The following is a 12,880-nucleotide window of genomic DNA, read 5'->3' on the forward strand; positions in this document are numbered from 1 at the left end:
GTAAAAACCGGAATTATACAGAAGCGGCATTCACTTCTTCTTTGATCCAATCGTACCCTTTTTCTTCTAATTCCATAGCCAATTCCTTGGTCCCTGATTTCACGATTCTTCCGTTGTAAAGGACATGGACATAATCGGGGACTATGTAATCCAACAGTCTCTGGTAGTGGGTGACCACAATAGTAGCTGTTTTGTCAGATTTCAATGTATTAACCCCATGGGAAACAATTCTTAAGGCATCGATATCAAGTCCGGAATCCGTCTCATCCAAAATGGAAAGCGTTGGTTCCAACATCGCCATTTGGAAAATTTCGTTTCTCTTTTTTTCTCCGCCTGAAAATCCCTCATTCAATGAACGGCTCAAAAGCTTTTGATCTATTTCCACCAATTTCATTTTTTCTTTCATCACAGAAAGAAACTTGACGGCGTCCAAGGCAGGCAGGCCTCTATATTCGCGAACCTGATTGACAGCAGTTCTCAAAAAATTTGTTGTGCTCACGCCGGGAATTTCTACAGGATATTGGAAAGCCAAGAAAACACCTTCTCTAGCCCTGTCTTCAGGAGCCAATTCCAAAAGGTCTTTTCCCTGAAATACCACTTCACCTTCAGTCACCTCATATTCTTCTCTGCCTGCCAATACGGAGGCCAAAGTTGATTTTCCTGATCCATTTGGACCCATGATAGCGTGAACCTCACCTGCTTTGACTTCAAGGTTGATACCTCTTAATATAGGAGTGCCTTCAATGGAGGCATGTAAATTCTTGATTGATAACATAATTGATTTGATATTAGAAATTTGAAATCCGAAATCTTTTACCCTACGCTGCCCTCAAGGGTCAGGGCCAAAAGTTTTTGTGCTTCCACCGCAAATTCCATCGGTAGTTGGTTCAGCACCTCTTTTGCATAACCGTTGACAATAAGGGCAACTGCATCTTCGGTACTGATACCCCTTTGGTTGCAATAGAACAACTGATCCTCACCGATTTTGGAAGTAGTGGCTTCGTGCTCGACTTTGGCTGTAGGGTTTTGGATGTCTATATAGGGGAAAGTGTGTGCGCCACAACGGTCACCCATCAATAGAGAATCACACTGTGAAAAATTCCTTGCATTGGAAGCCCTTTTCATTACCTGAACCTGACCTCTGTAAGAATTTTGTGATCTTCCTGCAGAAATACCTTTTGAAACAATCCTTGATCTTGTGTTTTTACCGATATGGATCATTTTTGTACCTGTATCAGCCTGTTGGTAATTGTTGGTGACAGCTACAGAATAGAATTCGCCGATTGAATAATCACCTTTTAAGATACAGGAAGGATATTTCCAAGTGACTGCGGACCCTGTTTCTACCTGTGTCCAGGATATTTTAGAATGGTCACCTGCGCAGATTCCTCTTTTGGTTACGAAATTGTAGATACCACCTTTTCCTGATTTGTCTCCGGGATACCAGTTTTGGACAGTCGAATATTTCACTTCTGAATTTTTGGCAGCGTAGATTTCAACAACTGCGGCATGCAACTGGTTTTCATCTCTTTGTGGAGCAGTACATCCTTCTAAATAGGAAACATAGGAGCCTTCATCTGCAATAATCAAAGTTCTTTCAAATTGACCGGTATTTGCAGCATTGATTCTAAAATAAGTGGAAAGCTCCATAGGACATCTGACACCTGTAGGAATGTAGCAGAAAGAGCCATCAGAAAAAACTGCGGAATTGAGTGCTGCGTAATAGTTATCAGTCATTGGGACTACTGATCCCAAATATTTTTTGACCAGTTCTGGATGTTCGTGAACGGCCTCACTGAATGAACAAAAAATAATTCCCAATTTGGAGAGCGTTTCTTTAAAAGTCGTTCCCACCGAAACGGAATCAAGTACCGCATCAACGGCAATTCCCTGAAGTCTTTTTTGTTCGTTGAGATTGATTCCGAGCCTTTCATAAATCTGAAGCAGTTCAGGATCAATTTCATCCAGGCTTTTTGGTTTGTTACTTTTCTTAGGTGCAGAATAATATCTGAGTCCCTGAAGATCAATTTTGGGGTAATGAACATTGGCCCATACCGGTTCAGTCATGGTAAGCCAATTGTTGAATGCTTTTAATCTCCATTCCAACAACCATCCGGGTTCCTCTTTTTTTGCAGAAATCCAGCGAATAATACCCTCATTTAAGCCTATCGGAGCTTCGTCAGTTTCTAAATCAACTGACCAGCCATGTTCGTAATCTTTGGAGGTTAATTCTTCTAATATCTTATTGTCCTTGCTCATTTGTTTGAGTAATTTAGACTAATTATAGTTTGTGAGGCGAAGATACAACATTTAACCAAATTATAATGTTCAAATCCGTTGTAAAAATCTATCAAACATGCTCAACAATGACCTTATTTAAAAGAAAATCAATCATTTAGAGAAAAGAAAAGCTGAGAGCAGTTCTCTCAGCTTTGTTGTAAAAGTTAAATAATAAAGTTGAATAATTATAATTTTTATTAAAATGGATTTAATCTAAATAACGAATAACTATGATCAAGATCATTCAATGACCTATGTTTTATGCTTATTTTTCAAAAAACTGGATGGGTCTGTTGATACTTTCTTCCAATACAATCAGTGTTTCGGTCCGGTCTATTCCATCTACTTTTTGGATTTTGTCCAAGACAGTTCGGAGGTGATTGGTGTCTTTACAGATGATTTTGGCAAAAATGCTATAATTCCCCGTGGTATAATAAGCATTGATTACTTCTGAAATTTCCTTTAATCTTCCGATGACAGTATCGTAGAGAGAACTTTTTTCAAGGTAAATTCCAAGAAAGGCAGAGATGTCGTAGCCGAGTTTCGAAAAATCAATATTGAGTGTGGCACTTTTCACGATCCCCATGTCTTCGAGTTTTCTCATCCTTACGTGTACAGTACCGGAAGAAACATAAACTTTTTTGGCAATTTCTGTATATGGGGTCTTGGCATCATCATTCAACAATGAAATAATCTTAAGATCAACATTGTCAATATCTAAAATTTTGTCCATTTTTTTTGGGTTAATTTGAGGCTATGTTAATATATGTGCCCACAAATTATGAAATAGTTAAAAAATTGCAAAATAAATTTTTCAATTTGTAAAATTCGGTAAAATGAAGTTACTTTGGTGCGTTCGACTTGAAGTTATATAATATTTGGTATTTACTTCCTTTGGTCAAATAAATGTTTGAAAATTTAAGTTTTACTTTGTTTCAGGCATTTTATAAATGGAAACTTTTAATCTCTAAAGTTATATTTGGGTTTATATTCTGAAAAGGGTCTTGCTAATGGCAAGACTTTTTTGTGCCCTTAAAAAAATTTCAAATGCAAAAATTTGCATATGAAAAATATTTATCTGTATATTTGAAAAAAATATCTCGCATATGTACAGACTTTCTTTCATCCTCGCATTATTCGTAAGTGTTTCACTTGTTGGACCACATGTTCAGGCCAAATCGTTTTTTTCTGAAACAGAAAATGAAAAAGAGATTAAAAACGCTACAAAAGAGAATGAAAAGGCGCTAGTCTCTTTGAAACCTTTTGTAGGCGTTTCTTCAGGAGATCAAAATTCAGGATTAACGAGTGATTTGATAATCGATGTTCTTGATCCGGTAGATGGATTTGGTTCAGATTATGCACCGTGGTTTTGGTCAGAAGAGACCTTCGCGATGCTTGATGGATATGCTCCGTTCATTTTTAGGACAAAGAAAAGTGCTGCTGCTATAGATGAATTGAGGGTTGTGATTTCAATAAATGAATTCGGAAAAGTGATAGGTTATAAAATCCTGAATGAATCACCCGACAAAGGTTTAAGGGAAAGACTTGCCCATGTGATAAGAAAAATGCCTGATGCTACACCTGTCCCTGGATTCAGTACTTATGAATCCATGGATTTCGAATTGATCATGGCTTATTGATATTTGTTCAGATTAACTCTTCGGTTTGATTTTCCCTGCCAATTTTTTGGCAGGGATTTTTTTTGAGCGGTTAGGAATGGGATACGTCATATCCTAATTTTAACCTAATCATCAACTCAAACAGAAATGAAAAAAAACATACTCATGGTAGCTATTGGCCTGCTTGCTTTCACAAGCTTTGCCATAGCACAGGAAGTATCTCTGTCTCCGGATAAGAAATGGCCTGAGCAAGATAAAAAGTCAAAATTTTATACAGTTTCCGGGGAAAGACACGGACAGTCTTTTTTTAAGAAGTATGAGTTCCCTGAGGTACAGTACACACCCGGAGAAAAACTGACTTTTGACATTTACCACACCCCGGACGTGATGTATCATTGGTACAAATTATGGGCAGAAAAGTATCCGGATATCACTGAGCTATATGAGGTGGCAAAATCCTATGAGGGACGCCCTATTCTCCAAATGACCATCACAAACAAAAAAACCGGGAAACATACGGACAAACCCGCCGCTTACTTTGAAGGTGGAAGGCACGGCGGAGAAGTAACAGCAAGTGAAGCTGTTTTTTGGTTGACCCAGCATTTATTGGAAAACTATGGCAAAGATCCTGAAATCACCAAACTGATTGACACCAAAACAGTCTATGTCAGGCCACAAAACAATCCTGACGGGACAAACATGTACCTTTTTACGGAGCAGCAAAATCGAAGTACTGTCCGCCCGCACGATACGGATAGAGATGGGTTACTCGATGAAGATCCAAGTGAGGATCTTGACGGAGACGGAATCATTCGAATGATGCGTAAAAAAGCGGTTACCGAGAAAGAAAAGGAAGAAGCGAATTACGTTATCGATCCTAAGGATCCAAAAGGACGCTTGATGAAAAGAGTTTTTGAAGGCAAAGGTGATTATATCATGTATTCGGAAGGCATAGATAATGATGGCGACGGCAAATACAATGAAGATGGAATCGGTGGATTGGACCTTCATAGAAACTACCCCGAAAACTGGAGACCTGATACAGGTGGAGATGAAACAGGGAGAGGGTATACCCAATTTGGCGCGGGCGAGTACCCATTGAGCGAAATCGAAACCCGCTCAACAGTACTTTGGTTGCTTTCGCATCCCAATATTTCGGTTGTCAATTCATTGGATACCCGTGTTCCCATGCACTTGAGGCCACCTTCCACTTCGTCAAGTGCAGAGTCCATGTTTTTGAAAGACAGGTTGATCTACGAATACTATGACAGCCTCGGAATGACAATTACCGGTTATCCTTGGGCAGGTGATGTCTATGAGACCTACAGTACGAGAGGAAAAGTAAACAGGCTGACCGGAGATCCTTTGAAGCCAAGCCCATTATTTGGACATGGACCTGACTTTGGATATTTCTATTATGGAGCGGTTTGGTATGGTGATGAGCTATGGAACAACGGTGCCATGAAGGATTATGACGGTGATGGTCAGCGGGATGATTACGATGGTATGAGATGGGATGATGAAGAGAATGGTTCAAAAGGTTTTAAGAATTGGGAAAAATTCACCCATCCGCAGCTTGGTGAAGTCGAAATTGGTGGATCGCATCCAAAATTCTTTAGCCAAAACGGGCCTCCTTGGCAGTTAGAAACCTGGATCAAAAAACAATCCCTCTTCAACCTTGCAATGGCAAAGGACTTGCCGCAGATTGAGATCAAAAATGTCAATATCACTAAATCCGGAGATGTATATGAGATTAAAGTAACCTGGACTAACTCAGGCAAACTTCCTGTGGCATTGGATCAGGCCAAAAGGGTGAAAATCGTACAGGAAGACAGGTTGATGCTGGATTTTGACAAGGAACTGACAAAAGGTTTTGAAAATTCAAAAGTACAGATCACTACTCCGGAATTGTATGAAAAAACCATTTACGCAGGTTATACCGAAGTCGGAGAGACCAAGGAAGCAATATTCAAAGTGAAAGTGAACCAGAAAGAACCTGTCAAAGGAAAGCTAAAATTGCTTTCAACAAGAGGAGGTTATATCGAAAGGGAAATTACCTTAGGAAACTAAAGGGTAGTCCTAAAAGGAAAATAAATGCCACAAAACATAGATGTCAAAGGATTATCTTTTGCTATCTCCTATGGTTTGTGGCATTTTTTATAACATCAAAAATCCATTGAAATAAAACTTAAAGAATCATTACTTGTTCTTTCTTTTATTTGAACCATATCAAAATCCCGATTAAAATGAAAACCCAAATCAAATTTCATCTCTTTATCCTTCTTTTTTGGTCATCGACATTTGCGATAGCCCAAGAAAAAAGAGCTTTGACCCATCAGGATTATGATGGATGGGAAACGGTTTCTTCAGAGAAAATTTCCAAATCAGGTCAATGGATAGGTTATACAGTCAATCCTCAAGATGGAGATGGCAGATTGGAAATTGTCTCCCATCAAAATCAGGATCAGCGATTTCTTCTTCCCCGAGTCAATCAATGGACATTTTGCCATAACAGTCAATTTGCAATTGGGAAAATCTATCCGCAGGCAGATACTGTCAAGAATCTCAAATTGAAAAAGAAAAAGGCGGATGATATGCCAAAGGACAGTGTGTTTGTCATGAACCTGACTACCGGAGAATTGGAGAAATTAGCGAGGGTGAAGTCTTATTCTATTCCGGCAAAAGAAGGAAATTGGATGGCAATTCATTTTGAGAAGGATTTGCCTAAAAAAGCAGAGAAAAAAGAAAACGGTGATACCACAAAAGTCAACGGGCCAAAACCTGAAAAACCCAAGAAGACCGATGGGTCGAAGCTCATGGTCAAAGACTTGGCAGGAACCCAAATTTATGAATTTGATAGGGTAAAATCATTTGGCTTTTCTGAGAAGGGAGACTTTTTGTATTATACAAAAGCATCCGAAGACACTTTGAAGAACGCGGGTATTTTCCTTTTTAATCTCAAAACAGGGGAATCAAAAACCATTGATGAAGGAAAAACAGACTATATTTCTATGGTTTTTTCTCCTGAGAATAAGCTTTTGGCTTTTTTGGCCACAGAGGATTCTACCAAATCCAAAAAGCCCTATTTTGACCTTTTCCTATTTGATATCAACAAAGAAAAAAACCAGAAGATAGCCTCCAAAGGCACTGCAGGGATCAATGGCATGGTAAGTAAAAATGGCCGATTGTTTTTTTCAAATGACGAAAACCGGTTGTTTTTTGGGACTTCTCCGGATTATATCGCATACCAATATGAAGACGATTCGACCATTTTGGATGAGGAAAGGGTAAGTCTTGATATTTGGGGATGGCAGGATGCAGAGATTCAGCCTATGCAATTGAAGAACAAAAGCAGGGAAGAGAATAAATCTTTTCTCACTGTTTTCAATTTGAAATCCAAGATCATCACCCAGATTGGAGATGAATCAGTATCCCAGATCGATGTGGACAAAAAAGTCAAAAATCAGTTCGGGCTTGGTTTTGACGCAAGTCCTTACCGTAGAAATTACAGTTGGGATATTCAGATAGGAAGAGATTTGTATTTGGTAGACTTGACGACGGGTTCAAAAAGCCTCATTCGAAAAGATGTCCCTGACAATCCACAATTATCTCCTGAAGGTAAATATGTCTTTTGGTATGACGAGCGCGACAGTTCTTGGGTTTCCTATGATATTAAATCAAAAACCTTCAAGAACCTGACACAGGATATTGAGAGCATTTTTTATGATGAGCTGCATGATTCACCTGCCCTTCCTTCAAGCAATGGTGCCGCAGGATGGACCAAAGGGGATTTGGCCTTTTTGGTATATGACAGGTATGATATCTGGAAAATAGATCCCACAGGAAAGTCAGCTCCGGTGAATGTGACAAAAGGCGAAGGGAAGAAACAGCAAATTGTATTTAGGAGGGAAAAGCTGGACAATGAAGAAGAAAGCATAGACCCATCACAGCCCTTGATATTGAATGCTTTTAATGAATTGAATAAGAAAAACGGGTTTTTCAAAGGGGATATTTCAGGTGCAACTATTCCACAATCCATTGTTTTTACAGACCACCGGTATTCAAGCTTGACCAAGGCAGAGAATTCAGACAAAATGCTTGTTAGAAGATCTACATTTCAGGAATATTCTGACATCTACGCTACGGATTTGAACCTCAAGTCGATGGAACAGGTGTCCCATGCAAATCCACAGCAAAGTCAGGTAAAGTGGGGATCGGTAGAATTGGTCAATTACCTTGCAAATGATGGTGTGCCGCTTCAAGGCCTCCTATTCAAACCGGATAATTTTGATCCAAAAAAGAAATACCCCATGTTGGTTTATTTCTATGAAAGGAATTCTGACGGATTGCACTCCTATAGAGCCCCCGCTCCAAGTGCGTCGACGATCAACATCCCTTATTTTGTGAGTAATGATTACTTGGTTTTTGTGCCGGATATCAAGTATGACTTGGGCTTACCGGGACCAAGCGCTTATAATTGCATCATACCGGGCGTTCAGGCTTTGGTATCAAGAGGATTCGTGGATGCCTCGAATATGGCTATACAAGGCCAATCTTGGGGAGGTTACCAAGTTGCCTATTTGATCACAAGGACCAATATGTTCAAAGCTGCCGGCGCGGGAGCTCCTGTCGTGAATATGACTTCGGCTTATGGTGGCATCAGGTGGGGTACCGGAATGAGCAGGATGTTTCAATATGAGCAAACGCAATCAAGAATAGGAGGGACACTTTGGGACAAGCCACTGTATTATATTGAGAATTCTCCACTCTTTACGATGGATAGGGTAAATACGCCCGTCCTGATTATGCACAACGATGACGACGGTTCAGTTCCTTGGTATCAGGGAATTGAGATGTTCATGGCATTGAAAAGACTGAATAAGCCGGCTTGGTTGCTTCAATACAACGGGGAAGACCATAACCTCAGGTTGAGAAAAAACAGGAAAGACCTTTCCATCCGTATGGCCCAATTCTTTGATTACTATCTCAAAGGAGCCCCGGCACCTCTTTGGATGACAGAAGGTTTGCCTGCTGTCGAAAAAGGGAAAACCCTCAAGTATGAGCTTTCAGGAAATTGAGTGATGAAATAAATTAAAAAAGCCATTGGGTGGAAATTCCCAATGGCTTTTATTATTAATGTATGTACACAATTATGCCAGTAGATTGGATATCCATTTAAATTTTTGTCTGCAGACTGAAATATCCGATACATCCCTGCCAGATGACAGGCGGGGGTCTTCAGACTTCCGTCTTCCGTCCCCATGAAGAAGAATATAGGGTTACAGGCAAAGAAGCGTATATCCATGTTATTGTTTTAGACTTTTCAGGACTACCTATTGATATACCTTCTTATGAAGAATTGAAAATTGCCCATGACATCAGGATAGATTAGCTTGTTTTGCATGTTGTTGCCGTCTATTTCAGAACTCATGAGAAACATGGCCGATAATTCCAGTCCGATATCCCATTCGTATTCAAAATTAGAAACCATGCCAAATTTTACCGGAACATAGCCGACTGCCGTTGATTGATTTGATCTTTCCACAAATCCCTGAATATAAATCCCGTTTTCGAGAACGCCCTCACGCATGACTCTTTGGGCCCTCTCTGAATACATGGCCCCAAGACCAAGCCCCACATAGAAATTAACAGGTTCACCGACTCCCGAAGTATTTGGGTTTAGGTATAATACCGGCATTACATCCAGAAAATAACTCATCCCTTTGAAATAATAAGCCTGTCCGTTGTCTCCCCACTTGATGATGATAGGATTGTTTAGTGGCCTAAATTCCCCGCTATTCAAAACCTGACCACCAACTGAAGCTTTAATATCGAACTTGTCTGAAATCTCCTTGCTGTACGCAACCGTAAATGCCGGTTCCATTTTGAACTCCATGAACTTATAGATTCCTGCGTTTTCGGCGTAAATCATTCCCCAACCAAATCCGCCTGAAATATGGTCTCTTGAGCCTTGGGCACTGAGAAGTCCTATAAAAGAAACGTTTAATAAAAGAGTAAAAAGAATTCTAAGCATAAATTACTTAAGGTTGATTGCGACCACGAATATACAAGATTTGGATTTCATAATCCAAAGGACTTGTCTAAGGGTAATTTTATGGCACGGTGTCCAAATTGGAATTACGGATTAACTTGCAAAAGAGTTTTTCTGAAATGCAAAAAAACACTTTTTTAAAATTTCAAAAAAAACACAGCAAAGCGTTCATATTGAGCGGATTTGGATGTTTTAGTCTGTTTTTTCAAGAGAAAATATCGCAAAGGGTGCCATCTTGGCTTTTTGGAATGAAAGCGTGCTGTCTGTCACGCTGTAATTGTCCACCTGTCTTAAAATCTCCAAAAACGCCATTTCCAGTTCCATATCAGGGCAGGCCATCATCGTAGAGGCGGTGTTACCAAAGGATATCCGACTTTCTTCCTTTAGCTCATATGGGCCAAAGATGTTGTTGCATGATCCATTGCCATGGAATGTCGCTGTTTCCATATCAAATTGAATAAATGCCTCTTTCAATCCATCTTTCTTCTCGACAGGTTTTCCTCGGAGTTCTTTTAAGACCCATTTTTTATCTTCCAGTCGTGGATCTGTCGGGTTTTTGGGAAGTGTATATTTTGCTGCCAAGCCACCTGTAATCCTGTTTCCTTCTTTGTCCAGATGAAACAATGCATTTTCTCCTACGAGGTACATCTGACTTTCTCCATGCTCACTGGATATGGTAATTTTGGATCCACTTTCATTCCACTGAAATGTCCCCTCGTCTGAGAAAAAACCATCTTCTTTACCAAGGTATTTTAAGGTTCTTGTGAACTTGCCGTCTGATTTTAGGTTAATGGTTGTTTCTATTCCTTCGCAATCAGCACAAGGTAAAACCCCTTTATAGACACCTTTCCAATCCAGGCTGTTTTGACTGTTGTCACCAATTGCAACAGAAGAAGATGAGATTTCAACTGAGTCTCCCTGTTCTAAGGATTTTTCTGAACTGCAGGAAATCGAAGTTGCCATAAAGATGGCGGCAGAAAACATAACCAAAAGCTTTTTCATAAAACATGATATTGTTTGAAGTGTATGTAAGCAATGATGCCAGTAGATAGGATATCCAATTTTAATTCTTGTCCAAGGACTTAATTGTCCGATACATCGGTCTTCCGACTTCGGTCTTCCGTCCCGAATGAAGAAGAATCGAGGGTTACTGGCAAAAAAGTGTATATCCATTTTATTTGCTTATAAATTTCCAAAAAACCAAGTTTAAAACAAACCGGTAATGTTGCCTTCTGCGTCAATATCAATACTTTCTGCGGCAGGTTTGGAAGGAAGTCCGGGCATTCTCATGATGGTTCCAGCAATTGGAATGATAAAACCAGCACCCGCCGCAATGTCAAATTCCCGTATTTTTATAGTAAACCCTGAAGGCCTGTTGGTAAGCTTGGGATCATCTGAAAGTGAATATTGTGTTTTGGCAATGCAAACCGGCAACTTGTCCAGGCCAATCTTTTTGAATAGCTTGATTTGCTGTTTGGCTTTGACACTGTATTCCACTTCTGCAGCTCCATAGATTTTTCTGGCAATAATCTCTATTTTTTGCTCGATACTCCATTCAAAACGGTAAAGCGGTGTGAAGTTGCTTTTTCCTGATTCAGCGGCTTCTTTGACAGCCATAGCAAGTTCGGTCGCACCTTCTCCTCCTTTTTCCCATGCTTCGCAAAGGGCGACTTTTACTCCTAATTTTTCACAGCGGTCAATAACTACCTGTATTTCTTCTTCAGAATCAGTTGCAAACTTATTGATTGCCACCACCGGCACCAGCATGAAATGACGCATGTTTTCGATGTGTTTTTCGAGGTTAGGCAGGCCAAAGGCGACAGCTTCTTTGTTTGGGATTTTCAAATCAGGAAATGGTATTCCCGAATGGCTCTTTAAAGCCCTGATTGTAGCCACTATGACCACAGCATCAGGTTTGAGGTTTCCGTATTGGCATTTGAGATCAAGAAACTTTTCCCCACCCAGATCGGAGGCAAATCCAGCTTCGGTAACGACATAGTCCGCAAGAGAAAGCCCCATTTTGGTGGCAATGATAGAATTCGATCCTTGTGCAATATTGGCAAATGGACCTCCATGGATGATGGCAGGATTGCCTTCAATAGTCTGGACAAGATTTGGCATAATGGCATGCTTCATCAAAGCCGTCATTGCGCCCTGTGCTTTGAGCTGATGTGCCCGGACAGGTTCATCGTCATACGTATATCCGATGATGATATTTCCCAGTTTTTCTTTTAGGTCCATCAGTCCATTGGAAAGACACATAGCAGCCATTACCTCTGAGGCGGCGGTAATATCAAAGCCTGATTCTCTTGGTATCCCCTGTGCCGACCCGCCAAGTCCGATCACAATGTCTCTTAGGGCACGTTCATTCATGTCCATAACCCTTTTCCAGATGATCTTTCGGGGATCAATGTTGAGCGAGTTTTTTTGATTGTGGATATGGTTATCTACCAAAGCAGACAATAGATTATGGGCTTTTTCTATGGCGGCAAAGTCTCCGGTGAAGTGTAGGTTGATGTATTCCATCGGCAAAACCTGGGCATAGCCCCCGCCAGCAGCCCCGCCTTTCATCCCAAATACAGGACCTAAAGATGGTTCTCTGAGAACCACCGCTGTTTTCACTCCGATCTTATTGAGACCTTCTGCCAATCCGATGCTTGCCGTAGTTTTGCCCTCGCCGGCCAGAGTAGGCGTTATGGCGGTTACAAGGATCAGTTTTTTTCCTTTAATCTTTGATTCATCGATCAGTCGGAGTGGGAGTTTTGCCACATATTTCCCATAGGGGCGAAGATCGTCTTCTTGGATGCCAAGCTTGGCGGCAATCTGGGAAATCGGACGCATCTTGGATGCGTGGGCAATTTCAAGGTCGGATTTGGTCATCATTATTCTCTTTTTGGAGTAATTTGGGTTTTAAGCAGATTCAAAATTC

Annotated in this window: 9 protein-coding genes; 3 read left to right on the top strand and 6 right to left on the bottom strand. The window is 40.5% G+C overall.

The window, feature by feature from the left end; all coding sequences use genetic code 11:
* Positions 1-13 precede the first annotated feature (13 nt).
* The 3 genes from sufC to MMU05_RS09745 form a co-directional block, all read right to left on the bottom strand.
* Positions 14-775, bottom strand: a complete 762-nt coding sequence (gene sufC, locus MMU05_RS09735; protein WP_241141486.1) for a Fe-S cluster assembly ATPase SufC — start codon at positions 773-775, stop codon at positions 14-16.
* A gap of 38 nt (positions 776-813) precedes the next feature.
* Positions 814-2,259, bottom strand: a complete 1,446-nt coding sequence (gene sufB / locus MMU05_RS09740) for a Fe-S cluster assembly protein SufB (protein WP_241141487.1) — start codon at positions 2,257-2,259, stop codon at positions 814-816.
* Positions 2,260-2,545: 286 nt separating this feature from the next.
* The gene (locus tag MMU05_RS09745) at positions 2,546-3,013 is read right to left on the bottom strand and encodes an Lrp/AsnC ligand binding domain-containing protein (protein WP_113924546.1); all 468 of its coding nucleotides are present in this window, start codon (positions 3,011-3,013) and stop codon (positions 2,546-2,548) included.
* 373 nt (positions 3,014-3,386) lie between these two features.
* On the opposite strand from MMU05_RS09745, the gene MMU05_RS09750 reads away from it, so the two are divergent.
* The 3 genes from MMU05_RS09750 (at position 3,387) to MMU05_RS09760 (ending at position 8,977) form a co-directional block, all read left to right on the top strand.
* Positions 3,387-3,920 carry a hypothetical protein gene (locus MMU05_RS09750; protein ID WP_241141488.1) on the top strand — a complete coding sequence of 178 codons (534 nt, stop codon included), beginning with the start codon at positions 3,387-3,389 and terminating at the stop codon, positions 3,918-3,920.
* Between the two features lie 126 nt (positions 3,921-4,046).
* Positions 4,047-5,969: a M14 family metallopeptidase gene (locus tag MMU05_RS09755; protein ID WP_241141489.1), complete on the top strand. Its 1,923-nt coding sequence runs from the start codon at positions 4,047-4,049 to the stop codon at positions 5,967-5,969.
* Between the two features lie 176 nt (positions 5,970-6,145).
* Positions 6,146-8,977, top strand: a complete 2,832-nt coding sequence (locus tag MMU05_RS09760; RefSeq protein ID WP_241141490.1) for a S9 family peptidase — start codon at positions 6,146-6,148, stop codon at positions 8,975-8,977.
* 251 nt (positions 8,978-9,228) lie between these two features.
* Here MMU05_RS09760 and MMU05_RS09765 read toward each other — a convergent pair whose 3' ends face one another.
* From MMU05_RS09765 to MMU05_RS09775, 3 genes are all read right to left on the bottom strand, one after another.
* Positions 9,229-9,933, bottom strand: a complete 705-nt coding sequence (locus MMU05_RS09765; protein WP_241141491.1) for a hypothetical protein — start codon at positions 9,931-9,933, stop codon at positions 9,229-9,231.
* Between the two features lie 210 nt (positions 9,934-10,143).
* A complete protein-coding gene (locus MMU05_RS09770) occupies positions 10,144-10,953 on the bottom strand; it encodes a copper resistance protein NlpE N-terminal domain-containing protein (RefSeq protein ID WP_241141492.1) in 810 nt (269 codons plus the stop codon).
* Positions 10,954-11,157: 204 nt separating this feature from the next.
* Positions 11,158-12,834: a formate--tetrahydrofolate ligase gene (locus MMU05_RS09775; protein WP_336246899.1), complete on the bottom strand. Its 1,677-nt coding sequence runs from the start codon at positions 12,832-12,834 to the stop codon at positions 11,158-11,160.
* Between the last annotated feature and the right edge of the window lie 46 nt (positions 12,835-12,880).

The sequence above is a fragment of the Cognataquiflexum rubidum genome (assembly GCF_022538115.1).
Classification (GTDB): domain Bacteria; phylum Bacteroidota; class Bacteroidia; order Cytophagales; family Cyclobacteriaceae; genus Cognataquiflexum; species Cognataquiflexum rubidum.